Source organism: Lactiplantibacillus nangangensis, assembly GCF_005405065.1.
Classification (GTDB): Bacteria; Bacillota; Bacilli; order Lactobacillales; family Lactobacillaceae; genus Lactiplantibacillus; species Lactiplantibacillus nangangensis.
Genome location: NZ_BJDI01000001.1, coordinates 91,993 through 117,439 on the forward strand (window position 1 = coordinate 91,993; position 25,447 = coordinate 117,439).

General features: G+C 44.2%; 24 protein-coding genes. 6 read left to right on the forward strand and 18 right to left on the reverse strand.

Annotated features, from left to right (window positions below; all coding sequences use genetic code 11):
• Positions 1–273: 273 nt before the first annotated feature.
• From FFM70_RS00455 to FFM70_RS00465, 3 genes are all read right to left on the reverse strand, one after another.
• Positions 274–828: a ferritin-like domain-containing protein gene (locus FFM70_RS00455; protein ID WP_137614899.1), complete on the reverse strand. Its 555-nt coding sequence runs from the start codon at positions 826–828 to the stop codon at positions 274–276.
• Positions 829–839: 11 nt separating this feature from the next.
• A complete protein-coding gene (locus FFM70_RS00460) occupies positions 840–1,061 on the reverse strand; it encodes a heavy-metal-associated domain-containing protein (protein ID WP_171000301.1) in 222 nt (73 codons plus the stop codon).
• A 79-nt stretch (positions 1,062–1,140) separates the two neighbouring features.
• On the reverse strand, positions 1,141–1,383 hold the full coding sequence (locus FFM70_RS00465; protein WP_137614900.1) for a heavy-metal-associated domain-containing protein: 243 nt from the start codon (positions 1,381–1,383) through the stop codon (positions 1,141–1,143).
• Positions 1,384–1,808: 425 nt separating this feature from the next.
• Here FFM70_RS00465 and FFM70_RS00470 point away from each other — a divergent pair, with 425 nt between their 5' ends.
• From FFM70_RS00470 to FFM70_RS00485, 4 genes are all read left to right on the forward strand, one after another.
• Entirely contained in the window at positions 1,809–2,483 is a 675-nt protein-coding gene (locus FFM70_RS00470; RefSeq protein WP_137614901.1) for a Crp/Fnr family transcriptional regulator, read from the forward strand.
• A gap of 103 nt (positions 2,484–2,586) precedes the next feature.
• Entirely contained in the window at positions 2,587–4,503 is a 1,917-nt protein-coding gene (locus tag FFM70_RS00475; RefSeq protein WP_137614902.1) for a M13 family metallopeptidase, read from the forward strand.
• A 68-nt stretch (positions 4,504–4,571) separates the two neighbouring features.
• A complete protein-coding gene (locus FFM70_RS00480; protein WP_137614903.1) occupies positions 4,572–5,051 on the forward strand; it encodes a GNAT family N-acetyltransferase in 480 nt (159 codons plus the stop codon).
• Between the two features lie 312 nt (positions 5,052–5,363).
• Positions 5,364–6,716, forward strand: coding sequence for an FAD-dependent oxidoreductase (locus FFM70_RS00485; protein WP_137614904.1), 1,353 nt, complete (start codon positions 5,364–5,366; stop codon positions 6,714–6,716).
• Between the two features lie 143 nt (positions 6,717–6,859).
• On the opposite strand, the gene FFM70_RS00490 is transcribed toward FFM70_RS00485, so the two are convergent.
• The 5 genes from FFM70_RS00490 to FFM70_RS00510 form a co-directional block, all read right to left on the reverse strand.
• Positions 6,860–9,016, reverse strand: a complete 2,157-nt coding sequence (locus FFM70_RS00490) for a lectin-like domain-containing protein (RefSeq protein WP_137614905.1) — start codon at positions 9,014–9,016, stop codon at positions 6,860–6,862.
• Between the two features lie 19 nt (positions 9,017–9,035).
• Entirely contained in the window at positions 9,036–10,058 is a 1,023-nt protein-coding gene (locus FFM70_RS00495) for a WxLIP family cell surface protein (protein ID WP_137614906.1), read from the reverse strand.
• A gap of 165 nt (positions 10,059–10,223) precedes the next feature.
• Entirely contained in the window at positions 10,224–10,907 is a 684-nt protein-coding gene (locus FFM70_RS00500) for a WxL domain-containing protein (protein ID WP_137614907.1), read from the reverse strand.
• Positions 10,908–10,957: 50 nt separating this feature from the next.
• Positions 10,958–11,545, reverse strand: a complete 588-nt coding sequence (locus tag FFM70_RS00505; protein WP_137614908.1) for a WxL domain-containing protein — start codon at positions 11,543–11,545, stop codon at positions 10,958–10,960.
• Complete coding sequence (locus FFM70_RS00510) at positions 11,545–11,826, reverse strand: cell surface protein (protein ID WP_137614909.1); 282 nt, start codon at positions 11,824–11,826, stop codon at positions 11,545–11,547. The genes FFM70_RS00505 and FFM70_RS00510 overlap by 1 nt, the downstream gene beginning before the upstream one ends.
• A 664-nt stretch (positions 11,827–12,490) precedes the next feature.
• Here FFM70_RS00510 and FFM70_RS00515 point away from each other — a divergent pair.
• Positions 12,491–13,084, forward strand: coding sequence for a TetR/AcrR family transcriptional regulator (locus FFM70_RS00515; protein ID WP_223877399.1), 594 nt, complete (start codon positions 12,491–12,493; stop codon positions 13,082–13,084).
• 236 nt (positions 13,085–13,320) lie between these two features.
• Here FFM70_RS00515 and FFM70_RS00520 read toward each other — a convergent pair whose 3' ends face one another.
• The 10 genes from FFM70_RS00520 to FFM70_RS00565 all read right to left on the reverse strand — a co-directional run bounded on the left by FFM70_RS00520 (position 13,321) and on the right by FFM70_RS00565 (position 24,381).
• Positions 13,321–14,181 (reverse strand): WxLIP family cell surface protein, encoded by an 861-nt coding sequence (locus tag FFM70_RS00520; protein WP_137614911.1) that lies wholly within the window; start codon positions 14,179–14,181, stop codon positions 13,321–13,323.
• 68 nt (positions 14,182–14,249) lie between these two features.
• Entirely contained in the window at positions 14,250–14,858 is a 609-nt protein-coding gene (locus FFM70_RS00525) for a WxL domain-containing protein (RefSeq protein ID WP_137614912.1), read from the reverse strand.
• Between the two features lie 28 nt (positions 14,859–14,886).
• Complete coding sequence (locus tag FFM70_RS00530) at positions 14,887–15,516, reverse strand: WxL domain-containing protein (protein ID WP_137614913.1); 630 nt, start codon at positions 15,514–15,516, stop codon at positions 14,887–14,889.
• Between the two features lie 67 nt (positions 15,517–15,583).
• Positions 15,584–16,192, reverse strand: coding sequence for a WxL domain-containing protein (locus FFM70_RS00535; RefSeq protein WP_171002264.1), 609 nt, complete (start codon positions 16,190–16,192; stop codon positions 15,584–15,586).
• A 51-nt stretch (positions 16,193–16,243) separates the two neighbouring features.
• Positions 16,244–16,840, reverse strand: a complete 597-nt coding sequence (locus tag FFM70_RS00540; RefSeq protein WP_137614915.1) for a WxL domain-containing protein — start codon at positions 16,838–16,840, stop codon at positions 16,244–16,246.
• A gap of 402 nt (positions 16,841–17,242) precedes the next feature.
• The gene (locus FFM70_RS00545) at positions 17,243–17,542 is read right to left on the reverse strand and encodes a hypothetical protein (RefSeq protein ID WP_137614916.1); all 300 of its coding nucleotides are present in this window, start codon (positions 17,540–17,542) and stop codon (positions 17,243–17,245) included.
• Positions 17,535–18,878 (reverse strand): vWA domain-containing protein, encoded by a 1,344-nt coding sequence (locus FFM70_RS00550; RefSeq protein ID WP_137614917.1) that lies wholly within the window; start codon positions 18,876–18,878, stop codon positions 17,535–17,537. Before FFM70_RS00550 ends, FFM70_RS00545 begins: the two co-directional genes overlap by 8 nt.
• Before the next feature lie 15 nt (positions 18,879–18,893).
• Positions 18,894–20,087 (reverse strand): ATP-binding protein, encoded by a 1,194-nt coding sequence (locus FFM70_RS00555; RefSeq protein ID WP_137614918.1) that lies wholly within the window; start codon positions 20,085–20,087, stop codon positions 18,894–18,896.
• Between the two features lie 39 nt (positions 20,088–20,126).
• Positions 20,127–23,261: an AAA family ATPase gene (locus tag FFM70_RS00560; RefSeq protein ID WP_137614919.1), complete on the reverse strand. Its 3,135-nt coding sequence runs from the start codon at positions 23,259–23,261 to the stop codon at positions 20,127–20,129.
• 1 nt (position 23,262) lies between these two features.
• Complete coding sequence (locus FFM70_RS00565; RefSeq protein ID WP_137614920.1) at positions 23,263–24,381, reverse strand: exonuclease SbcCD subunit D; 1,119 nt, start codon at positions 24,379–24,381, stop codon at positions 23,263–23,265.
• A gap of 409 nt (positions 24,382–24,790) precedes the next feature.
• Here FFM70_RS00565 and FFM70_RS00570 point away from each other — a divergent pair, with 409 nt between their 5' ends.
• On the forward strand, positions 24,791–25,441 hold the full coding sequence (locus FFM70_RS00570; RefSeq protein ID WP_137614921.1) for an MIP/aquaporin family protein: 651 nt from the start codon (positions 24,791–24,793) through the stop codon (positions 25,439–25,441).
• Positions 25,442–25,447 lie beyond the last annotated feature (6 nt).

Consider the following 25,447-nt stretch of genomic DNA (forward strand, 5'->3'; position numbering starts at 1 on the left):
CTAGTATAGCGCAACCGCGGCACAAAGCCAACTTATGCTATTTTATAACTAATTTGATATACACCAAAACCGCTACTCACACGTAATACATTTCAGTATCTCTACAGCAGAATACATGTTAGTATGCAGGTGGAAAAGAATAAGTAACATGTATCACCTTAGAACACTCATCAATTCGGAGATTGATGGGTGTTTCTTGCTGATATATACAAAAAGCGACCCTAGATTAGCTCACAGACTAATCCAAGGTCGCTATACTGACTTCATTAACGTTTAATCTTCGTCATCGTCGTCTTCTTCGTCCAAGCCATCGCGAGCATCGTTGCCCAAGAAAGCTTGTAATTGACGAATATTGCGGTTATTGCTGCCACGGTAGCCCACTAACCAGGCAGCCAATGCTGGCCGTGCTTCTTTTTCAGCTAACTTGATGGCCCGGTCAACGAACAAGTTTTCCGTATCGAAATCCTTGATCGTTGCGGCGACCAGTGTGTCAACGTCGTTGTACTTGAAGGCACCGTTTTCTTCGAGCATTGAATACTTCGTTAATTCTGCCGTCGTTGAGGATGGCTTCTGCGCCTCATCCAACAATAAGTCCGCTAATTCCGCAAAATGCTTAGTGTTTAACGCGATTAAACGTGCATATTCTGGCCGTAAATTGAAAGCATTGGCGCCCTTCACGTACCATTTAACTTGGTTTAATTTGACATATTCTACCATTAAGTTCGATAGGATATGGTTTGTCATTGCTCCCGCAGTGGGGACATGATGATCGATGTCACTTTGTTTTAATTCGGCTGCATATTGATCTTCGATAGTTAATTCACTCATGGGGGGCCTCCTTATTTGACCTTGACGCTTTGAACTTCATAGCCCAAGCCAGTCACAACATCCGTCAACTTATCAGCGTCAGTGACGCCTTCATCAAAATTCGTTTTTACTTTGCTGGCATTGAATAATACTTTGACGTTTTCCACGCCAGATTGATTTTCCAAAGCCTTTTCGATTTTAGTCATGCATGATGGGCAGGTCAGTGTCCCTAATTGCATCGTTGCTTTTGCCATAATAATTACCTCCGTTTGTTTAAATCTCATTGAATAAGGCTAGTTTACTAGTCGAAACATGATTTGAACTTGACCGCCATCAAGAAATGGCAACTTTTTCAGCTTTAACTTTCAGTTGCTTAACGGTGTACCCAAGTTCAGTCACCACATCAGCCAGCGTTTCAGCGGTCGTCGCCGTTTCATCAAAGCTAACTTTAACCTTGCTAGCATTGAACAAAACCTTAACTGCCTGCACACCGGGCTGCTTTTCCAAAGCCTTTTGAATCTTGGTCATGCATGACGGGCAAGTTAACGTGTCTAATTGCATAATTGCTTTAGTCATTTTAATTACCTCCGTTGGTTGAGTTGCGATTTGATGGTTCTATCATAACGGGAATTTATTGATAAAAACTTGACCGCCATCAAGAAACAAAATCTTTTTTCGTTATATGATAATGTTGTTCGAAAGAGTTGTCGTACTTATATAGTAGAAACTTGCCGTCTACCCTCACGGCTAAATAGCGCTTCATAGTTTGCTGAGTTATCGTAGACAGATACAACGCTAAAATTTGAACAGACTAAAATGATTAGGAAAATCTGGTCAAGAATTAGCGTCATGGTCTTGCTATGTTTTATCCGATCCGGACTTGTTAGCGCGCTAACAAGTCATACGGTTATTTACGCCGGAGACATCAAATCAGACAGCAAGAAAGCCCCTAACGATAAATTCTGATATAGTTAGGTCGGAGATATAAAGGAGGTAATTTCATGTCAGCACACGCAACCCATGAATGCGTTCAATTAGTGCCAATTTTTCAAGAACTCGCCGCTGACCAACTTGATACGATCGAATCCATCGTGCAACATCACCACTATCAACCGGGGGAAACGTTGTTTAACGCGGATGATCCATTGGATACCTTAATGATCGTTTCAGGTGGTCAAGCGAAAGTGTATCAATTGGCAGCAAATGGTCGGGAGCAATTATTATATCTATTGCAAACTGGGGATATCGATGGCGAGGCCGCCTTATTTGAAAATAAGCGCCGCACCTCCTATGGGGAAGCCTTAGTGCCAACGGATGTTTGCAGCATTCGCCGCGAAGACTTCCAAGCTTTGATGCAAAAATATCCAAGTATCAGCATTAACGTGCTGAACGTCTTCGGCAAACGGCTCACGCAATTGGAACGGCAGACAACGAGTACAGCCACCGAATCCGTCGAAGCGCGTCTGGCAAATTACCTCACTGAAACTGCGGCTTCACTCAAAGTTACGGCTTTCAAGTTACCTTTAAAGAAAAAAGATCTCGCTACTTTTCTAGGCACTACCCCTGAAACAATTAGTCGAAAACTAACTCGTTTTGAGCAAGCTGGCTTAATTACGCAGAGACCGGGTAAGGTCATCCAAATCAATGACGCGGACCAATTATTATTAGTTGAATAAATTTACGTTGGTCGGGCGAAATCCCGGCCTTTTTTTGCACCGGCAATTTTAATCTACGTTATAATTAAAGCTGTATTAGAAAATTAATCGAGGAGTGGATTTAATGGCAACAATCAGTCAAGCAGCAGTTAAACAAGATCTCTATGACGCCGTCAACGGTGACTGGCTCAAGACCGCCGAAATTCCCGACGATCATGCTTCAACTGGTGGCTTTATGGACCTTGTTGATGCGATTGAAAAAACGTTAATGCACGATTTTGATGCCATGGCTGCGGGCGAAACGAAACCAACTGATCCGCAGTTAGCTGAATTCATTAAATTTTATCAATTAACCAAAGACTTCAAACAACGCAATGCCGCTGGCGCTAAGCCAATCTTGCCTTGTTTGAAACAAATCGACAGTCTTAGTGACTTTGCCGATCTCCAACAACGGATGCCCGACTGGATCTATGATGGGCTCCCATTACCATTCAGTCTGGACGTTGACGCGGACATGAAAAATACCAAAGTCAACGCGTTGTTTGCCCAAGCGCCGGGCACGATTTTGCCAGACAAGACTTACTATGATGAAGGTAATGAATCGGGGCCAAAATTATTAGCCGTTTACGGCCAAATGATGACGCAGCTCTTACAATTGACTGGTTATAAAGCAGACGAAGCCCAACAAATCGTGGACGATACGTTAAAATTTGACCGGTTAATCGTGCCGTGGGTCAAGAGTGCTGAAGAATCAGCCGACTACAGTAAGATGTACAATCCCCGCGCCTTTAAAGATTTCGCCAATGACAGCAAGTACCTCGATTTAGCTGCCATTACTTATTCCGTTATCAATGGCAATCCTGAAATCGTCATTTTGCCAGAACCAGCTTTCTTCGATCATTTCAACGAAGTCGTTAATCCTGAAAACTTCGATATGATGAAGAACTGGATGAAAGCTAAGCTCGTTCAACGGTTGAGCGGCTATTTGAGTGATGAGATGCGGACGCTAGGAACAACTTATTCACGGACTTTATCTGGTCAAAAGCAACCCCGTAATCAAGCTAAGAGTGCTTATTACTTAGCTGCTGGCACGTTTGACCAAGTTGTTGGCCTTTATTATGGTCACAAATACTTCGGTGAAGCTGCCAAAGCGGATGTTCACCAAATGGTCGAAAAGATGATTGGCGTTTATAAGCGTCGGTTAGAAGCTAACACTTGGTTGAGCGCCGATACCCGCGCCAAAGCCGTCACTAAATTGAATAATCTTGGCATCCAAGTTGGCTATCCTGATAAATTGGAAGCCGTTTACACGAAATTCAAGACGTTATCCGCCGCAGATGGTGGGAGCGTGTTAAGCAATGTGCTGGCCTTTGGACGGATTGCCAGAAAAGATATGTTTGCCAAATGGGGCCAGCCAACTGACCGGACCCGTTGGGAGATGAGCGCTGACACGGTCAATGCTTATTACCATCCATTCATGAACATCATCGTGTTCCCTGCCGCCATCTTACAAGCACCGTTCTACAGTTTGGAACAGTCTTCAAGTGCCAACTATGGTGGGATTGGGGCCGTGATTGCCCACGAAATCTCACATGCGTTCGATAACAATGGCGCGTTGTTCGATGAATTCGGGAATTTACACAATTGGTGGACTGAAGCCGATTCTGCCCACTTCAAAGAACTCGCCAAATCAATGATCACTGAATTCGATGGTCTTGATTTTGCCGGCGCTAAAGTTAATGGGACCTTGACCGTCTCCGAAAACATTGCCGATGCCGGTGGCTTGAGCTGTGCTGAAGAAGCTGCCAAAAGTGAAGATGATGTTGATTTAAGTGCTTTCTTCACCAACTGGGCCATGGTTTGGCGAATGAAAGCGACGAAACAATACATGCAACTTTTGCTTTCAATCGACGTCCACGCACCAGCCAAATTGCGTGCGAACGTGCAACCAAAGAACTTAGACGACTTTTATACCACTTTTGACATTACGCCCGAAGACCCGATGTATCTGGCACCGGACCAACGTGTTAAAATCTGGTAATTTAATCACTGATCACCAAAACGTCTGGTGTTTGCCAGGCGTTTTTTTAATTTCAAAAAGGAGTGCCTATGCCTAAATTAGAAAAGTACCATCCTATTTTAACGCCACACTATACCTTTGATTGGCTAACCAAAGCACGGGTTAAAGATGTGTTAACACTCCAATCGCAAGAACAGTCTAATCAAGCACTGACCATGTTGACTACCGCCGACATGATCAATCAAACGATGCGCGAAATCTTCCATGATCAGAAGCTCGTTTGGGGGATTACCCAGCGGTCAAACGACCATTTAATTGGCCAAGCCGGCTTTGATCCGCTCAATTTAACGGCTAAAACGGGGCAACTAACTGTCACCGTCCTAGCTGAGCAAGCAACCAATGCCGTTTTAACCGAACTTTATCAACGCTTAGTTGATTTTGCAACTAAGGAATTGGGCTTAACTGAATTAAGGGTCACACTCCCCCAACCCAATCCAATTGTGGCGGCAATTTTAACACAGTTGAGCTTTACCAACACGACGCCAACGGTTTTTACTTGGCAAGCGTAATTTACAATCAAGGCTCACAGCAGTTAGTTTGTGAGCCTTTTTTTATTCTTGATTGCGTTTTCAGTTAAGGACCTTTATAATTGAATCACAACATGTCGTTAACTATTCTTATCAAAGAATATCAAGACCGTCAACTGCGATAAGTCCTGTTAAATCAGCATTTAATTATCATCCGATTAATGAGCACCGTTAACTTCCAAATGGTTTATGGTTGCGTTTTCTTTTTAATTTAGTACAATAAAATCGTAGGCAAATTAATTATGCACAGTCTTATTTGTGAAATGACATACATTAGCTAAGGAGTGTTTTAATATGAAAGTTATCGTTATTGGTTGTACCCACGCCGGCACCGCTGCAGTTAATCAAATTTTAGCCTCAAACCCAGAAACTGACGTCACAATTTATGAAAAAAATGACAACGTTTCGTTTCTTTCCTGCGGGATTGCGCTCTACCTTGGTGGCCAAGTGGCTGACCCACAAGGACTTTTTTACTCAAGTCCGGAAAAGTTAGCTGAACTTGGCGCAACAGTCCACATGCAACATGAAGTGACTGATGTTGATACTAACGAACATACGGTGACTGTCACCGACTTAGCTAGTGGTGCCGTTAAGACCGACCACTATGACAAATTAGTCATGACCACTGGTTCTTGGCCAGTGATTCCCCCAATTGATGGTATCGATAATCCAAATGTTTATCTTTGCAAAAACTGGGGTCACGCTCAAAAACTCTGGACCGACGCCAAGGATGCCAAGCGCGTCATCGTCATCGGTGGGGGCTACATTGGAACTGAATTAGTCGAAGCCTATCAACGTCAAGGGAAAGAAGTGACCTTGATCGATGGCTTGCCACGAATTCTGAACAAGTATCTAGACCAAAGCTACACTGATCGCATCGAAAAAGATTTTGTCGACCACGGCATTAAAATGGCCCTTGGTCAGATGGTCAAAGGCTTTAGCGGTGATGGCGATGAAGTCACTGTGACTACCGATAAAGGCAGTTATACCGCTGATATGGCTATCTTATGTGTCGGCTTCCGACCTAACACCGGCCTGCTAAAAGGCAAAGTTGACATGCACGCCAATGGGGCAATCAAGACTAATAATTACATGCAAACTTCTGACCCAGATATTTATGGTGCTGGTGATTCAATCGCCGTTCACTACAACCCAACACACGAAGATGCTTATATTCCATTAGCAACCAATGCCGTTCGCCAAGGAACTTTAGTTGGTTTAAATATCTTCAAGCCGACTCGGAAGTACATGGGTACCCAGTCAACTTCTGGCTTGATGTTGTTCGGCAAAACCATCGTCGCTTCTGGGATGACCTTAGAACATGCGCAAGCAGCCGGCATTCCAGCTGACGCCGTCACCGTCGAAGACAATTATCGGCCAGAGTTCATGCCATCAACAACGCCAGTCTTGATGCAACTTGTTTATAATCCAGAAACACGGGTGATTTTAGGGGCCCAATTCATGAGTAAACATGATGTTTCACAGTCAGCCAATACGATTTCTGTCCTGATCCAAAACGATAACACGATCGATGACTTAGGCTTTGTGGACATGTTCTTCCAACCAACCTATGACCGGCCATTTAACTACTTGAATATTCTTGGCCAAGCCGCAATCGCCAAAGAAGCTAATAAAGTGACTGAATAACGTTCTACTTTTAAATAACTGCGGCAATCTAATTTAATCCGAGGGTGCAATGACGCGATTTGCACCCTCGGATTTTTATGCCTTTCAAACAATGATGCAAACAAAAAAATCAGCTCTCAATAACGAGAACTGATTTTTTGTATTCAACTAGGCGCATTTGAAAGCGTCCAAGTAATTTTCCCAGAATAGGCGCCAGGTGTTGCCGCCGCATTCGTTTCAAAGAATAAACCCGTCTCTTTGGTCCAACTTTGCATCACATCATATTCATCCGTATCACTGGTACTCGTGTGACTATCAATCACGGTCCCAGACCCATTGATCACGGTCGATTGTGTGCCATCCTTATAGACAACTTGTCCCGGTAATTTGCGTCCATCTTCGTTGCTAAAGTCGCTCGCGCTCGCTTGTAATTGCCAGCTGGAGTCCTTCCCACGATCATCGGCTACCACGAGTTCCCAATCATCCTCGCGTTGCGCGGTTTGAGCTTTACCATCAAGCGTGATGGCTGAAAACTTACTCGTCGCCGAAACCGTCTTAAAGCCTAAGGAACCACTAGTGACATGAATTTTGACGTTCAACGTATTTGAGTAGTTTTCGTCCTCATCCATTGCATAAAGATCCAAGGTATTGTCCCCAACATGTAGCTGACTTGATTTCACGATCATTTTGAAGAGTGCTGATTCATCATCGTCACTCATTTTAAATGGTTCCAGATCCTCGCCATTTAATTTCGGATAAATTGTAATCCAACTGTTCGTTAACTGTTCAGAATCTTCCCCAAATACAAATCCCGTCAGTTTTAAGTCTTGCCCATTTTCAATGGTGTATGACAGCGTTGACATGTAGAGTATCAATGGTTGGTCGACCGTAATTAGATAATCCGGCGCGATCGTTTTAACTTCAAGCTTGTCACTTGTAAAAAAGGCATCGGTAGCGGTCGTTTGCGTATTTACCGCCACATTATCGGCCTTACCTACCATCGTGATCGTCGCCGTCCGATTATCAGCATGGAGATTTTTTCCGATGTCGTAGTCAACACTTTCAGCCCCTGCTTCTGGTGCTTTCATGAGTTGCGTACCGCCATCCGCATATTTAATGCTAACCTCGCTAAACGTCACAGCTTTCGGCAAAGTAATCTTAGCCGTAATGTGATCCCAATCCATCTGACCTTCTTTATAAGTCAACGTGTAGGTGTATTCCAGACTATCCTTAGCTTTAACTTTCATCCCAGTCGTCACTTCACGATTCTTTGACTTATCGACTACTTTGACATCTGCCGCGCCATCTAGCATTAGATTGGGCACTGTTTCAAAGACGACCAGACTGTTGCCCGTATTCCCACCGTTGGTTCCCATAATGCCCCAGTTTACTTTTCCATCAGCACTATTAAATTGACTCGTATCAATTGGATGAACCTGGGTCACTGTATTAGCATTAGCGGTGCCGTCAACATTGATGTCATCATACGTAGACGTCATCGTTTTAGCAGCGGCATTCCAGTCCAAGACGACATGATGCCACTGACCATCCGCTAAACTCAGATTCGGCTGCACATTATCATGAACTTGTGTGAAATACCGATTCGTCCCGATAATCCCCCAGATAGTTAAACCAGTCACCTTTTCTGGCGTATATTGCGCCGCTAAACCGGGATACCCGCTCGCAATGTGTTGACCTTTGATCCCATAATCGAAGGCACTCCCACTACCGGCGTCGCTATAGCTCGTTTTAGTATTACTAAAGGAATCAAATTCAAGCGCCCAACTATTTTGGATCCCCGTGGCCGCAATTTCGGCCGGATCTTTTCGGTTCGTGTCGTTATCGACACCCCAGACCCCAAGTGTTTCACCAACCACGGTTTTCTTAGTAAAGGCAGAGGCAGCACCAGTACCATTTGGGTCATTTTGCATGACAAAGGCTAGCCCATCACTCGATTTACTACTGGAAGCGCCAAAGTAAGCCCAAAATTTAATCGTGTCATTCTTGGTCAAATCCAGCTTATTTACTTCGCTGGACCACGCCCCACCCAATTGCTTTTTAGTATTATTGATTTCAATCGCTTGCGTGTTAGGTGCACTCGTCGTGTTCACATCTTTAATACTCGCAGAATTGGCGACACCATTAGAAAATTCTGTCGGTAAAATAAAGAGTTTATCTAATTGGTTCAACCCTTTTGGCGCACTGTCAATGGCACCCGCCGTTGGGTCAACATCGGCGGCTTGCGTGCGCATCATGGTAAGTCCGAGACTCACCATCACCATTAATCCGGCTAATAATCCTGTTGTTAGTCGCTTGCGCATCACAATCCGCTCCTCTCAATTAATTATTGTCATCACGACGATTCTTGAGTATCAGCCAAATGACTAAGCTGAGTAAGGCGAGAATAATTACACCGAGTCCAACGAACCACCAGAAGTAATTTGGTTGTTTCTCTTGGCCCACAGCAGTTTTGTTCAATTCTTTGGCCTTTTGTTCACTGATCGTAAAGTTACGCGTGAACTGCCACTTATGCTTGCCTTTTTCAGCGGTCGCTGTGAGGTGTAACGTGTAGTTGCCGGCTTTTAAAGCTTGGTTACCATCGCCAATCGCGTAGTTAAAGTTACTATTTGGCGCCATGGCTAAATTTTCTTTATCCGTCGTGGTGATTTTCTTAGTCGAATCAACGTTTGTCACATAACTTTTAATCTTCAAACCGTGCATGATTACCGGCGCCGTATTTTGTAAATTGGCAGTAACATAGTTGCGATAGTTCACTTGCTTGGCCTTGACGCCCAATAGTTTCATGTTAGGTTCGGCGGTCACTTTAGCTTCCTCTTGCAACTGCAATCCAATCACGTAAGCATATTGATTTTCAATCGTCATCCCACTGGCCTTATTTTTGCTAGCAGCTGTTTCTTGAACAACGTTGATTCCGCCTAACGCAATCCCAGTGAAACCTTTTTTAGGAACTTTCAATTTAAAGGTGACTGCCTTCGTCGTCTTAGCAGGAACCTCAACTGTTTGTGATTGTGATAAAGCTGATTTAATATCGAATTTCAGTGACGCATCTGCCTTGGCTTTAGTCTGGCTGTAATCAATGACCCCATTGTCATTGGTCGTTGCGCGATTAGGCGTCACGACATACTTATGCGCGGCGCTATCACTGTTTTTAATCTGAATCGTCAGATCCTGTGTCTGTCCTGGGGTCACTTTCAAATCAAAATAGGACACTTTGGAATTAAGCTGATTCTTGGGCAAGTCCGCTGAAACCGTATAGTTCAGATTTTCGGCCTGTGCATTGGTCACTAAACCACCGAAGAGGACGCCCACTAACATCGTCATTGTGATAAATAGTTTTTTCATCGTCATTACCCTTTCCTTTTTTCAATGGTAATCTTATGTAGCGCGCAACCCGTGACTGGCAGGATGCCAATGAGTGGCGCCTAACTCGTCAAACAATCGGAAACGATGATTGTTGAACCAGCTAGACGTCACTCGCACCTGTCAGCACGGGTTACGCAAGCTTAATTAACTTGGCGCATTCGTCAATGACCAAGTTAGCGTGCCAGTATAATCACCGGCCGGAATCTTGACATCATTTAGATGAAGCGTCGTTGGCTGCGAACCGCGGTTCATAATCAATAACCACGTCCCTAACCCCGCTTGTTGACCTGCTTTTAAAACATTGTTCACGCGGCCAGCAACTAGATGGCCTTCGTTGACCAACTGTGGCGTCCCACTGACCGTTTCAGTGACTGGTTTGATTTCAATCGTTCCCAAGTCAATTGTCGCCGCTAAGGCCTGCTTGCCATTCGTTGGCGCACTGGGAAAGACTTGTAAGGTCCAGCCACTCCCAGTCGAACGGCGATCTGAGACTTGGACCATCGCCTTTGAATTCTTGGCCGTCGCCGTGGCAGGTCCGCTAGCTGTTGTCACACTGTTAAATTTTAAATTACTTAAATAATCAATCGTTAAGCGACCCCGAGAACCGGTTCCGTCAACATTGCCTGGATCAGTTGGATCACCAGGATAAGGTTTGGACGGGTCATCCGGATCCACTGGTTTGACCGCACTATCATCTTCATTGGGGGTAATCTTAACTTGAACTTGTGACTGCGTTATTTGTGTGGCAGCTTGGCCAGCCATGGGGGTAACCAACCAGTCGCCAATTAAAATTCCGCTTAAAACCAACCACCAAATCAACGGCCGCATCAGTTACACCTCGCTCCCATGAATGCAGCATTAGCCGTTTAATTAATGGGCTAGCTGCCAGAAGGGGCGTTATTTAAAGTCCAGGTCATCGTTGATTTGTAGGCACCCGCTGAGTTACCAGCTGGCACTTTCAAGCTAACTTGATTGTTCGCATGAGCCATGTCGAAGACCCCAATCCCTTCATTTTCATCAGCTGATAGAATGGTTTGACTATTCGTATTGAGCGTTACTTCAGATGCAGTTGGGGCTTTTGACGCATTATTGTCATCCACCGCGTAAACGTCCCCTTGCATAAAGGTTAATGCCGCGCCACGTAAAGTACCACTGCTATCACTCGTTTGGAAAGGTGTCGCACTAACACCCACGTGCCAACCGGAAATATTCCCCGGGTTTTTAACTTCGACTAAATCCGTAATCGTTTCAGCTGTGTATGTGGCTGTTTCGATATCGTTATCATGTTCCCCTAAATTGATGATTGGCGCTTTTTCTAAGGTAATATCTTTCGCAGTTTCATCCTGATTTAAGATGATCTCAGCAGTGGTGTCTTTTTCAGTACTTGTGTCAGCAGCTTGAGCAGCTAAGGGTAAAGCACCTAAAAGTGAAAGGCTGGCGATGAGTGTTCCAATTGTCTTTTTCATTACGATTGCTCCTTTATTTGTTGACGGCTTTGCCACCAGAGTTTGATCAGTAATCCTAATAAACTAACAATTAGTAGGCCAATTCCAAACAAGGTCCATTGTTGGATTTCGTTCATTTGCGGCAGCAAATCTGCCAGTGGACCTCGATTTAAAACGCCCCCTGCCGTGTTTGAAGCTGTGACGGTGACATCGTAAGTGCCTTGTTGCACATCGGCTCCCGCGACGAGTGGGCGGCCACTAACGATCGCGGTTAAACCAGCGAAACCTGTTTTCCAATGCATCCCATCACATCCTTTGCACGACTTTACAATTAGTCAATTAACAAAACTAAGCATAGTTACCAATAGATATTTTTGTGTTCTTTCCCTATCAGCACGCAAAATATAGCATGTCGATGTAATCGCTGTCAATTAATAAAAGGGCTTAACTAATCACCCAAAAGACCTTTCTAACGGACTTCTGAGGGAGTTCTCATTTTTATATAAATACAAATATAATTATACAAACTGTTTCAATCAGTTTATTACCAAGGGTTTCAAGAATTTATGATTTTTGCTTTTTAATAGATTGATGACCACCTTCAACCAATTATCCCATGAACATTATATTTTAGTGAAATTAAAATGAGGATTATTATTAGGGTTAAGCATTGACAACCATAACTAATATATTCCGACATAATAATAGCATAATTGAGCTAGTTTCCTTGCTGTGTTTGCGTTAGACAAACGGTTCTTAAATTTGAACTAATAGATTTTTCGACTCATTTTATGAACATATTTATTTTTGCTGCCAATCTACTCATTAAAAGCCTCTGTATAAACAAATACATTTGTATAGAAGATTCAAAGACATTATGTAGCGTCTTCAATCCCCCTGATCAGGTGCTAAAGTCACTCACGGCCTATGGTATACTTAAAAAAACAAGTTGATTTATCGAAAGGAATGAACAATTTGCCAGCCAAGAAAACCTTTAGTGATGAACAAGTCATTGAAAAAATCATGTTGCTATTCTGGCAAAATGGTTATTACCATACTTCAATGGACGAAATCGTCGCGACCAGTGGCGTCAAGAAACAAAGTCTTTATAACGCCCTTGGAGACAAACACACGTTATATCTCAAAGCGTTGCAATGTTATCATCAGCGCGCCCTTGCTGCCTGCACTCAGGCCATGCAACAATTAGAACAAGCTGGTGACTCACCATTGACTGTTTTATTGATGCTGTACAGTCGTGACTTGAATCAGCCCAATCAACCGACTGGTGACTTGATTGCCAACGCGGTCGCAGAGTTCGGTGCCACCGATACTGATGTCAAACAAGCCACTGACCGTTTCTATGAAGACTACCTCACCTTGATGGCATCAGTCATTTTGAAAGGCCAAGCGAATGGGACGATTATGACCTCGGAATCAAGTATGGCCTTAGCACAAAGTCTGCTAGAAGCTCGCATTGGGCTGCAAACCCGCCTCCGTCAGGGTAGTCAACCTGATTTGGCTCAACGCCAGCGTGCTTGGCGAACCTTTTTACAACGTTAAAGTCAACAAAAGAGCTTGTAATCAAAAATGATTGCAAGCTCTTTTGTTGTACTCTTACTATTTTGTTTGATTATCATCATTCTTGCGACGATTCTTCCAAATCAGCCAAATGACTATCAGCAACAAAATTAAAATAATCACAATTAGCGCAATGATTAAAGCCCAGTTTGTTGTTTTAACTTGTTGCGGTTTATAAACCGACTTGTTGTTTAACTTATCAGCTTTTCTCTGACTGATCACAAACTTTTTGTAAATGACCATTTATACTTGCCATTTTCAGAATTTGCTTTTAAATGCAGCATGTACGTGCCGGGTGTTAACATCATAGTCCCGTCACCCATATCAAAATGGAAAGTACTATTCGGCGCCATCAGCATCTTATCTTTAGTCGTCTGCAGTTGTTTCTTAGTACTCCCTTGTTTGACAACATAACTGTCCACATGAAAATCGTGAATAATTACTGACCGTGGGTTATGCAATTTAGCTGCAATGTAATTACGATAATTTTCTTGGCGCGGGGCAACCTTCAAAAGTTTTAAATCTGGTTTAACTGTAATATTAGCTTGCTCCCGCAATTGTAGCCCAAGCACATAGGCAAACTTATTCTGCAACGTAACACCTGCTTGACGTTTTTGATTGGCTTGCTCATGTGGGGAAACATTAATTCCGCCTAAGACAATGCCATCAAAAGGTTTGGCTGGTATTTTTAGCTTGAGCGCAAACTTACTCGTCGTTTTAGCTGGCACAGTCACAATTTTAGGCGCCGTAACCGTATCGGCGATATTAAATGGCAACGTCTTATCTAGCTTTGGCTTTGCTTGATTATAGACAATCGTCCCACTGTCCCCGGTGAGTGCTAAATTTGTCGCAACATCGTATTGTTGCTTGGTCGCAGCTTCATTCTTGATCCGGACATAAATGGTTTGTTCTTGTTTTGGGCTAACTTTCAAATCAAAATAGCCTGTTTCTTGATCCACTTGGTTACTCGGTAAGACCGCCCGAATTGCATACTGATTTTGCTCCGCTTGTCCTGGTAATGCCAACAATAATAGGCTAACACTAGCCAACAACCCCACTAACCATGATTTTAATTTCAATTCTCTCAGTCCCCACTTTTAATCATTAATCTTATGTAAGATAGGTTATTCGCCCATCCGTTAAACCGTTACTTTGGTGTCGCCGCAATGGTCCATGTCAGATCTGCCGAATAATTACCAGCAACCACGTTGGTTTCGGGTAAATCTAAAGACACTTGACTAGGCTTTAAATATAAATACCACTCTCGATAAGTACTATTAGTCGCTGTAACAATTGACTGCGGCGTCGCATTCGGTGAAACTTTCTGGGCAAGAATATCATCTAAGATCAGCATACCCGGATTATCATCTGGATTGGATGAAAGCATGCTGCCTTGAGCAATATGCAACTGAGCACCCTTTAACTCTCCACCAGTTGCATTATAAAAGCCACTGGCGGCAACTTGAACAGACCATGCACTAACTCCTGCATTATTGAAAATTGTTAAATAATCAGTCAATTTGCTTGCCTGCAGACCCTGACGTGACCGGCCATCCGCGAATTGTGAGGGAAAAGTTATATCAGGTGCAGCAGCCAGTTGTAACATTTGACTAGCATCATCCGTAAATTCAACCGTTGCCTGACTTTTTCCCGCACTGCCGTTGGTCACACTAGAATCAAAAGTTGCGGCCTTAACCCTCGCCGGCATCAACAATGACAACACACCGATAGCAACTAAGAAACCTAATTTTTTCATCTTAACAAGCCCCCCTAAAATGAAATTATTATTCTGGTGATAGCGCAACCGTCCACGTTAGATCTGCCGAATAGGTTCCCGCAACAGCAGTGTTTGACATGATATCAAGTGAAACAGCAGTTGGCGTATATGCGGCAGCATTAGTCCCAATTCCACTACCTTCAGTCGCACTAAAGATAGTTTGCGGTGTTTGGCTGGCAACAACCGGCTGCGTCTCAATTTTCTTGTGACCAGGATTGAAAGTATCATCGTCTGCCTCTTCCCCAGTATCACTAGTAACTGTTCCTTGGCCGAATTTTAATTGCGCACCGGTCAAAGTATTCCCGGTGGTCGTCTTGAAATCACTTGCCGTAACTTGTACATGCCAACCATCCGCCAAACCGGGATTCGTCACCGAAATGCCGTCAGTTACTTTTTCAGCATTGAGATTGTTCCGACTACGACCATCAGCGTATTGTTTAGGAAAAGCAACATCTGGCGCGGTAGTCAGTTCCACCATTGGATCTTCTTCTAAGTTATCAAACAATGTAATTTGTGCTTTGCTGGTTCCAGAGCCACCATTGGTCACCGCTGGGCTAAAAGTTGCTGCCTTACTGACATCTGGAATGCTTAGTAATGCCAAAAGGCTTAAAATCGCGAGACTTATCTGATGCTTCATGTTGTATCCCCCCTCGTGTTGAGCAATAAGTTATGTATTAATGGGGTTCAGGCCCCATTTTAATTTGTTAAGTTGATTGACCAGGTGTGCATGTAATCGTCCACGTTAAATCTGCCGAATACGTCCCCGCAACTGCGGTCGCCGGCACATCCATTGTGACATCTGTATTTTGATAGTTGACGGACCATGTCCCACCATTTTGCTTCGCATCTGGTGCATTAAAGATTGTTGTTGGGGTGCCACTAAGATCAACCTGTTGCGAGGCCGGGGAACTAGCAACAATACTGAAATTACCCGAATTACTTACTTTTCCCGGCGCAAAATGTAACTGAGCTCCCGTCATTTCAGTACCATCAGTCGTTTTCAAGCCGCTAGTTGCCACTTGAACAGTCCAAACTGTCGGTACCGAGCTTTTCACCGCTAATGGATCCGTAACCTTGCTGGCATTTAACCCATTTCGAACGCGACCGTCAGCGAACTGGTTCGAGAAGGCGACATCTGGAGCAGATACTATCTGTGTCATGAGTCTAGCATCGTCTGTCATCTCAATCGTAGCTTTACTAGTCCCTGCACTACCACCAGTTACTACTGGATCGAATGTTGCGGCATGCCCAACCATTGGTATTGCTAACAGTGCTGATAAGCTCAGGAAAACTACTGCCAAATTTGGTTTCATAATAAAGCGCTTCCGTTTCATGCGACAATCTTCACCCACAAATAGCTTTAACTAGCTAGGCGTATTACCAATCGTCCAAGTTAGGTCTGCTGAGTATGTGCCTGCTACAGCTGCTTGTGGAATATCTAAGCTAACATCAGCTGGCTTATAGGTCACATTCCAATCGCCACCCACTTTACTAGCATCGTCACTGGCAAACACAGTTGCGGGGGTGCTATTAACGGTCACTTTTTGAGCTGCTGGAGAGCCAGGAACAACCGGCGTACCACCATTGTCGACTGTCCCACCGCCAAATGTCATTTGGGCACCAGTCAGAACCTTACTATCAGAAGTCATAAAGTCAGTAGCGGCAACTTGGACTTGCCAGCCATCAGATGTCGGATTTTTGACACTCAGCGGATCTTTAACTGTGCTTGCTTCCAAGCCCACCCGAGCCCGGTTGTCGGTAAATTGTTTTGGAAAGTTCACGTCAGGCGCTGACTTTAGTTGTAGCATGCTGTCAACATCATCAGTCATTTCAATCGTAGCTTTACTAGTCCCCGTACTACCACCGGTTACCACTGGATCAAAAGTCGCTGCGTTCCCAACAACTGGAATAGCCAATAGTGCCGTAACGCCCAATGTCATTAAGCCTAAATGTTTTTTCATGATCCTATTCCTCCTTGATAATATGACAAAACGATCTAATCCAAATGAACAGATTAGCTTAGATTAGTTATTTCACTAAACTAACTAATGCAGTTTAGCAGTAAACCCATTACTTAAACAACCAAGTACAACCATGTCATTCAGACAACGTTATTTAATTTAAACGGTTTAAATGAATAACCCCATCAACCGACATAACAATAACAGATAATGGATCGATAAGCAATAGAAAATAGCTAAATATGTTAACGATTTCAAAAATATTTTTGTTTGCTAACACCAACTGATAGATAGCACCTGATTAGTATCACATTTTGCACAAATAACGACTCAAAAGTTACCATTGCTTTCGAGTCGTTGCCGTATAAAACTATTCATTTGTTTTACAAAGACTATCATTGTTTAAACGTATGGCCGGACTAACCACTGCTCAGCACTCACACTCAACTGATTGCCAAAATAGCGCCGTATTTTTTGCACACCAGCGTAGCTATCAAACTCAAATTGACTAGTCAGTGTGCCACTTATCAGTAATGCCTTGGCAAATTGTAGATCTTCTGGCTGAATAACTTGACGAAATGGCAGTTCTTCTTCTGCAACAATCGTCAGCCACTGCCCCTTTAAAACGGCAGCGGCCCGTTGATAGCGCCAATCATGTGTCAGTAGTGATTGCATCTCTGCTGATTTTAACGGTTCAGTCATCTACTTTAACCTCTTTTCGCAGCGTCACGACTTGACCAATCACTGGTTGTACAGATAGGTGATCTGTGTGATGTGCTAACAACCAAATCACATTCGTAAAGCCATGATCATCAATCGTACGTTCTCCACGACCATCTGTCAGAATCAAGGCTAACGTGGTCCGGTTAGTTAGGTGTTCTCGCGCTAAATCATCAAAAATACTTTGATAAATGGTTCCACCGCCGCCATGTCGAACAAAGCGAATTTGTTGCGGCAAGTTGGCTTGATAAGATTGGCCGGGCTGAACGATGGCATCAAACGCCTTAACAGTAATTGTTGCCGTTACGGTTTGAGTCAATGTCGCAACCTGACTCAACAAGTATTGTAGCGTGTCATCACTGATTGAGCCTGAATTGTCGACATAAACTTGTACCGCTAAACGAGTATCACTAATTTGCCCCGGTAATTCCATCCGTGCGGGTTGTCGACGATTAAATCGCGCTCGTGATGGTCGTTTACCACTTGGCATTTGGCCTAAACCTTTTACAATCAATCGACGCCAAGCTAAGGCTGCCGGTTGATGAGTCACTTTTAAACTAGCCGCGACTTTACCGGCAACTAGGCCACGGCCCGCCTCTTGCGTCGCGGTCCAGGCATCATGGGTTAATTGCTGTAACCGAGATGACGCCAAATTCGGATTACTCAATTGACTCGCAGTGGCTTGCCAGCTAGCTGGATCATCAATCAATGTGGTGGCTGGTTTGTGGCCAGTACTCGGTTGAGGCAATGTTTTTTTCTGTGAACTCGGTGGTTGTGATTGCTTGCCAGTTTGCTGACTGCGCTGTTGAGCTTGCAATAATAAGTTTAAATACACCCCCGAATCAGCTTTAATCGGGAGTTGCGGTTTAACTAACGCTTGCACCGTCCTTAGACTCGTTACCCCGGCCGGCAAGCCAGTCACATACTGATTGACTGAAAGATCAGTAGCAAGTGTCACTAATTGTTGCTGGGTCGCAACTTGTTGTCGATAGCGCAGCGGGTGCTGCCAAATGACATGTAACGCCACATGTTTGAGCCCTGCTTGCAGCTGATCAAAACGTGGAAAGGTCTGGGCAATCGCTAGTGGTGAAAACTGTAAAATCAATCGATTTGCTTGCCAAGTCAACGCGAACGCCGACTTTATTTCAACACTAGTCCGTGGTAAGTGGGTCAACACTTCGCCATAAAATTGGTCAGCCGCCAATAATTCAATCACGGCACGATCAACCATCGTTTGACCTGCCCCCAACAAATCAGGCGTGGGTGCATGACTGATTTGTTGACGCCACTGCGCATATTCGGCCGTATTATTTAACACGCCACTCACCCTTTCCTATTGGTTCGACCAACTCGCCACTTGTTGCAAATATTGATATAACGCCGTCACATACGGACTACTTTTAGCAATGTCGGCTGTATACAGTTGTTTCAACAAGTCACGGTCATGCCCAATCTGCTGAACTAGCGCAAACTGACCATCTTGACTCACGGTTTGTAATAACTGCAAAAAGCGACCCGCATGCTGATCATCAGTTAAAGCATATTGACTGGTCACCCCTAAACAACTCCGTAACACAGCGCTCTTCTGTGGCTCACTCATCGCTTTAAACTGACTGAACATTGGTGCTGGAACCACCGCACCAACAGGTTGTTCTTCATAAATCATCGCTGGTGTTAAATGAATGGCCTGTTGTTCTAGATATTGTTCAAACGCGATGCCTAAAGTTTGCCCAATGTCCCCTTGGAAGATGTCCAACGCCACTTGCTCACGAACAGCCGTTGGACATTTTTCTAATTCGAACAAGTTCGCCGACACGCGAGCCCAGGCCCGTGGGGTAGCAATCATATCGGCTTGCTCGTCTGCTTGATTTAAGCGAGTCACGTCCTCACCAATAAACTGTTGAACCAACGGGTGAATATTCGGTCGTTGAGTTGTTGGGTCAAGCGCTGCCGCCCACTTTAACCAGTCACCCGCATCCGTGCGCATTACTAACCGAACCGTTCGATCTTTAATGGCCGCATCCCCAGCAACCACCCCATAATCACTACTTTCAAAGCCAGTCATACTTGCATCTGGATTCTCAGCTAAGATCAATTGAACCTGATCTGGCAAGGTCAGCGTATTAATGGTCCGTTGTAAAACCAGATTCATTAATTCACTTTGGACCGCTTGGGTACCGCGGTTAAATTCATCTAAGAACCATAATATAGGTTGATTTGGATGGGCTTCAGCGTAACGAATAATTTCAATCAACGTATGGGCATAGCCAAACTGGACATCAGCCAATTGACCATAAGCTTTCGTTTGGATAAAAGACTCACTAGTCAGTGGTGGCACTGGAATCGCTAAGTCGCCTTTTTCAGATAAGCTCACGACCGTTGTGAACAGTTTGGCCTGCATTCTAGCCGCCACTTCACTGACTAACGCCGACTTGCCAATTCCTGCTTCACCAACAATATTAGGCACATTTCCAGCTCGTAAAACGATTGGTACCGCCGTTAACAGACCTTGATAAGATAACGCCATACTTTGCCTCCATTTTCATGATTGTTTCACGTGAAACAGTTAGTCAAAAGACAGCTGATACTTCACGCGACTTTCCCCATTACCCTCAGGAATGACTTGTAACTGCGCTGGTATCTGGGCTTCAAGTTCCGTCACATGACTGATAATCCCAATCATCCGGGACTGGCCTTCAACTTGTTGTAAAGTTTCCATCGCCATTTCCAAGGCTTCCTCATCTAATGACCCAAAGCCTTCATCAATAAATAAAGCATCGATCTTAATACCGCCAGCTTGTTCTTGAATTACTTCAGCTAAGGCAAGTGCCAAGGATAAGGCCGCGACAAAACTTTCGCCACCAGATAAGGTATGAACGCTGCGGACCTTACCCGCATTATCATCATAAATATTGATTTCAAGTCCGGTTCCATTACGATAAGTGCCATAAGCCGTATCCAATTGGAATTGATAACGGCCACGCGTCAGTTGTTGCAACCGCTGATTACCTTTATGCAAAACTTTTTGCAAATAAGTCTGCAAGACAAACCGCTCTAAGCTTAACTTCTGCGCACCATTCCCATTGGCAACCTGTGACAATTGTGAAATTTCAGCTAACTGTTCTTGCTGTTCATGGACTGCCGCTAACGTCTTTTGCATTTTTTCCACTAAAGCTTGGTTAGCTTTCAACTGACGGTCTAACTCATAGTATTGTTGTTCGATTTGTTGCTCAGCTATTTGCGCCGTCTTAACCTGATCAGTTAAAACAGCTAAATCGGGTACTGGTTGATCGGCAATCGACTGTTTAACCGTGGTCAATTGACCTTGCAAGCTCGACCACTGTTGTTCGTAGTCATTAATGGTCTGCCGTAACTTAGGCAAAGTTGGTAATTGAGCTAATAGTTGTTGTAATCGACTAAAGTCTGCCGCACCCCAAGTAGTCGTCATGGCTGCCGTTAAGTCAGCTGTTTGGCTAGTAACTGTCGCTTGTGCAGTGCTCAAATGTTGCTGAGTTGTGATCAGTTGCGCTTTAGTTGCTGAAAGTTGATCATTTAATTGAGCTAGCGCTAAATCAGCTTGTTTAACCGTTGCTTCATACGTTGCTTGATCAGTTTTAAGCTGATTAAGATAAGCATCAAGCGCTGTTAAAGTTGGATATTCTGGCGATAATTGCGTTTGTCGATCGGTTAACTGCGTTTTCAATTGTAAGACTTGTGTTGTCGCATTAGTTACGGTCTGAATTTGTGATTGCACTTTGGCAGTCACTGTTTCAAGCTGAGTCTTTAACTGTGCTAGCCGTTCATGAGCTTGTTTTGCCTGAGTAATCTGAGCCGTATTGGCCTGTATTTCTATCGTCAAGGCTTGTTCGGTCTGTTGCATCTCCATTTCAATAGTAGCTAAAGTATCAGTTTCAGCCGCTAATTGGCTAGTTGCTGCTTTAAAGGCAGTGACCAAAGTGGTTAAGTCATTTTGAGCAGTTACAACGGCCGTTTTTTGAGTTGCGAGCTGGCTTTGAACTGTGGCCAGCTTTTTATTCGCCTCAACACTGGCAGCCTGCGCTTGCTTAACCGTTGTTTCAGTTACCGTAATCGTGTCAACTGGCGCTGGTTGTGGATGATCTGTTGAGCCACAGACTGGACAAGGCTGATTTGGCAACAGTCGTTGACTCAATAATGCAATCTGCTCACTCGCCCAATCACTATCTAATTGATGATAGCGGTCGTCCTTTTCAGTGACTTGTTGCTGTTGTTTAAGGACTAATTCCTGTTGTTGGGTCACTGCTTGTTGCGCTTGATCAACCAACGCTTGTTGTCGCTTAATTGTTGCTAGTTGCTTATCCAAATCGGCTAAGTCGCGTTGACGGGTCGTCAATTTAGCAGACTGCGTCGTTAAGTCTGGTAGTTGCGCACTCAATGGCGTCAATTCCGTTTCTTCACGACTTAGTTGCTGTAATTTTCCCTCAATTGTGGCTTGGGTTTGCTGTTCAGCTGCTACCAGCTTTTCAGCTTGTTTCAAAGCTTTCTGGGTTTGAACGACCTGTTCGTAAACACCACGTTTACTAGTTAAAGTCGTGATTTGAGCCTCACGCTGCTTAGCTGACGTCGCCTGCGCTGTCAACTCCTGCACCGTCGTAGTCGCAGCAGCTTGTTGGGTTGCCAGCTTACTCTGCTGTGTGATCAAACGCTGTTGTTCAGTGGTTTCAGTTTTAACTTGGGACTGAGCTAACGCGAGTTGTTGCGCCGCATTGGCTAAACTTTGCCCCCACTCTAACGTCTTGATCTGTGTCCGTTGCGCCTCAATCGCTGGTCGTTGCGCCACTAATTGCGTTTGGGTAGCTAACAGTTGTGCTAAATGATCATGATCTTGCTTTAACGTTTTTCCAGCTTGCTCAGCTTGTTGGGCTTGCTCTAATGTTTTTTTAGCCACATCAAACTGACCTTTTAGCTCAGTGCGTTGGGCCGTTTGCGTCGTTTGCTCCGTTAATTGATGTTCAACAGCATCTTGAGGCGCTAGTTCTGCTGCTTCTGCCGCCGTCAATGCTGCCCAAGTTAACTGTTGCTGATACGTTTTTAATGTCTGCGTTGCTTGGGCGTTGGCTTGTTGTTGCTGCTTCAATTGTCGGCGTAGTTCATCGGCCCAACGGCGATACAAGCTGGTGCCAAAGATATCACGGAGGACTTTTTCTTTATCATCACTATTAGCCATCAAAAATTGTCGAAACTGGCCTTGTGGTAGTAGCACAATCTGTGAAAATTGTTCACGCGTCAGCTGTAACAAGTCACGAATATAGGCCTGAACAGCATTAACTTTCGTGATCTCGTCGACTTCCTTACCGGTCATATCAAAAATCGTCAAGGTGACAGCGGCAACTTGAATGTGGGTGCCACTCCCCCGTTTCTTGGCAACTTCTTGTTCTGGCTGCCGCACAATTTTGAATGTCTGTCCTTGATGTTCAAAATTAAACGTGACTGACGTTTCATCATCAAAGGTCGCAAAGTCGGAACGCATCTGTTTGACTTGCCGATCTCCACCAGAAGTTCCCCCAAATAGAGCAAAACACATAGCATCAAAGATCGTCGTTTTGCCCGCACCAGTTTTCCCACTGATCAGGAATACCGGAAAATCACTAAACTTCGTAAAATCAATCGTTTGATGGCGAAATGGGCCAAAAAAGTCAAGTTGTAGTGTTAATGGTCGCATGCTAATCCCCCTTATTGGCCGTGGTGAGCGCTTGTTCGGCCCATTGCTGTTGCTGAGCCGTCATCTCACCAGCTGTTGTTTGCTCAAAAAACTTCGTCATCAACGTCATCGGAGCCAAAGTTGGATCGATTTGCGCCGTCGCAGTATCCGTCACAACTGGGCCATCCGCACGTTCCAACTCAATAATATTGGGATAGATTTCCCGCAACGCCTGCATCACATTCGGAATCACGCGTTTATCCGTCAAACGAATAGCTAAATAATCGTCCTGCTTCTGTTGTTGATAGAATTCTGGATTTGTCAGGGTTTCAAAGTCATTTTCGAGAACACGCACATCCCGCTTCGGGGTCAGTGGTTTGAACGTCATTTCAAATGGGTCCGTATCCACGATCCAAACACCCTTTTGCTGATTAGCTTCTGAAACAGAAAATTTCACTGGCGAGCCACTGTATCGAACTCGGTCAGCGTGCAAGGCATCCTTACCATGTAAGTGGCCCAGCGCAACGTAGTCAAATGGTGCCAGTAAATCGACCGGAATTGCATTCAACCCACCGACCATCACTTGCGTTTCCGAATCAACATGCTCACTGCCGGCAGCAAAAAAGTGTGCCACTAAAACATGCTTCTTAGTTGAGTCGAACTTAGCTTGCATCGCTGCCATTAACTTGATCATGCCAGCCTCAGCCGTCCGAATACGGTCATCTTCAAAATACTGGCGAGCTTCAAACGGTTCAAAATAAGGTAGTAAGAAAAATTGTGTGTCGTCAAATTCGACCGGCGTTAATGCCTGACTAAATTTCGTATATAAATAGTACTTTGTTTCCTTAAACCAGCGACTACCCGTCCGCAACCGCGTGGCACTATCGTGATTACCACTGATTGCCAGAACGGGAAAATGTTGCTTTAAATTTAAGTCAATTAACATATCATCTAATTGTGTCACTGATTTTTCGTTCGGAATAGCACGGTCATACAAATCACCAGCAATGACAACAGCATCGACCTTTTCATCAATAGCTAATTGTCGAATTTGTTGATAAGCAATATCCTGCTCCTCAGTTAAATCAAAACCATGTAATTTCTTGCCAATATGCCAATCGGCAGTATGTAGAAAACGCATTGATGTAGCCTCCTCAAAGTCCTAGATTCTCAAACCTTATTGTCACTTTTAATCCTTATCATGGCACGGATTTGTGGTCATGTCTAATGATATCATAGTAGTTCGTTTTGGGGAACGTGTGTTCTAAAATAAAACATTGTTGTGGTTTTGTAAGTTTAACAAACTAGTTTTGATGAGCGACACGCAACAGTTTATATAAAATAATTTATTGTTAGCGTCAGGCTCATTATCAAAGTTAGCCACCCAACTTGTATTCTAAGCAAAGTAACCGATTACATAATCAACATAATTCTTGTATTTAGCTTATCTAAATCATTAATAACCTGAGTATATCGTGAGCGATACACCCGAAAGTATTGTAAAATAAAGCCAAGTTAGCAATTATTCTAAAAAGGGAGCGTGAATTTTCATGCGCAAATATTTAGCCGAATTCTTCGGTACATTTATGCTGGTCTTCCTTGGGACCGGCGCAGTTGTTGTTGCTAAAGGTGACACTCTCACCATTGGCTTAGCTTTCGGGTTAGCTATCACCGTTTCAGCTTATGCTTTCGGGGGCATTTCAGGTGGTCATTTCAACCCAGCCGTCACGACGGCAATGTTGATCAATCGGCGCATCGATGCCATGGAAGCTTTATGGTACATTGTGAGCCAAATTCTTGGTGCTATCGTTGCTTCCGCAGCTATTCGGAGCTTTGTCAGTGCCTTGGGCCTTTCAACTAGTGCCTTAGGTCAGACTGATTTCTCTAAGATCAATAGTGGTATGGCGTTCTTCGTTGAAGCACTCGTCACATTCTTATTCTTAATGGTTATTTTGAACGTTACTAGTGCTGCACATGGCAACAGTGAATTTGCCGGCGTCACAATTGGGGTTACTTTAGCCTTCTTAATCATTGTGGCTTTGAACTTAACCGGTGGGTCATTGAACCCAGCTCGTTCAATCGGACCAGCTATCTTTGCTGGCGGCACGGCACTTTCACACTTGTGGGTCTACATCTTAGCCCCAGAAGTCGGTGCCATTTTAGCCGCTTACTGCGCACGTGTGATGGGTAGCGAAGACTAATAATAA

Bases quoted from the DNA above. Each gene is read 5' to 3' on its own strand.
- FFM70_RS00570 (WP_137614921.1), top strand. From the start codon at position 24,791: ATGCGCAAATATTTAGCCGAATTCTTCGGTACATTTATGCTGGTCTTC.
- FFM70_RS00460 (WP_171000301.1), bottom strand. From the start codon at position 1,061: ATGGCAAAAGCAACGATGCAATTAGGGACACTGACCTGCCCATCATGC.
- FFM70_RS00465 (WP_137614900.1), bottom strand. From the start codon at position 1,383: ATGACTAAAGCAATTATGCAATTAGACACGTTAACTTGCCCGTCATGC.
- FFM70_RS00455 (WP_137614899.1), bottom strand. From the start codon at position 828: ATGAGTGAATTAACTATCGAAGATCAATATGCAGCCGAATTAAAACAA.
- FFM70_RS00510 (WP_137614909.1), bottom strand. From the start codon at position 11,826: ATGCATTGGAAAACAGGTTTCGCTGGTTTAACCGCGATCGTTAGTGGC.
- FFM70_RS00480 (WP_137614903.1), top strand. From the start codon at position 4,572: ATGCCTAAATTAGAAAAGTACCATCCTATTTTAACGCCACACTATACC.
- FFM70_RS00525 (WP_137614912.1), bottom strand. From the start codon at position 14,858: ATGAAAAAATTAGGTTTCTTAGTTGCTATCGGTGTGTTGTCATTGTTG.
- FFM70_RS00555 (WP_137614918.1), bottom strand. From the start codon at position 20,087: ATGGCGTTATCTTATCAAGGTCTGTTAACGGCGGTACCAATCGTTTTA.
- FFM70_RS00490 (WP_137614905.1), bottom strand. From the start codon at position 9,016: ATGCGCAAGCGACTAACAACAGGATTATTAGCCGGATTAATGGTGATG.
- FFM70_RS00495 (WP_137614906.1), bottom strand. From the start codon at position 10,058: ATGAAAAAACTATTTATCACAATGACGATGTTAGTGGGCGTCCTCTTC.
- FFM70_RS00500 (WP_137614907.1), bottom strand. From the start codon at position 10,907: ATGCGGCCGTTGATTTGGTGGTTGGTTTTAAGCGGAATTTTAATTGGC.
- FFM70_RS00560 (WP_137614919.1), bottom strand. From the start codon at position 23,261: ATGCGACCATTAACACTACAACTTGACTTTTTTGGCCCATTTCGCCAT.
- FFM70_RS00545 (WP_137614916.1), bottom strand. From the start codon at position 17,542: ATGACTGAACCGTTAAAATCAGCAGAGATGCAATCACTACTGACACAT.
- FFM70_RS00530 (WP_137614913.1), bottom strand. From the start codon at position 15,516: ATGAAGCATCAGATAAGTCTCGCGATTTTAAGCCTTTTGGCATTACTA.
- FFM70_RS00475 (WP_137614902.1), top strand. From the start codon at position 2,587: ATGGCAACAATCAGTCAAGCAGCAGTTAAACAAGATCTCTATGACGCC.
- FFM70_RS00565 (WP_137614920.1), bottom strand. From the start codon at position 24,381: ATGCGTTTTCTACATACTGCCGATTGGCATATTGGCAAGAAATTACAT.
- FFM70_RS00515 (WP_223877399.1), top strand. From the start codon at position 12,491: ATGAACAATTTGCCAGCCAAGAAAACCTTTAGTGATGAACAAGTCATT.
- FFM70_RS00505 (WP_137614908.1), bottom strand. From the start codon at position 11,545: ATGAAAAAGACAATTGGAACACTCATCGCCAGCCTTTCACTTTTAGGT.
- FFM70_RS00535 (WP_171002264.1), bottom strand. From the start codon at position 16,192: ATGAAACCAAATTTGGCAGTAGTTTTCCTGAGCTTATCAGCACTGTTA.
- FFM70_RS00485 (WP_137614904.1), top strand. From the start codon at position 5,364: ATGAAAGTTATCGTTATTGGTTGTACCCACGCCGGCACCGCTGCAGTT.
- FFM70_RS00470 (WP_137614901.1), top strand. From the start codon at position 1,809: ATGTCAGCACACGCAACCCATGAATGCGTTCAATTAGTGCCAATTTTT.
- FFM70_RS00540 (WP_137614915.1), bottom strand. From the start codon at position 16,840: ATGAAAAAACATTTAGGCTTAATGACATTGGGCGTTACGGCACTATTG.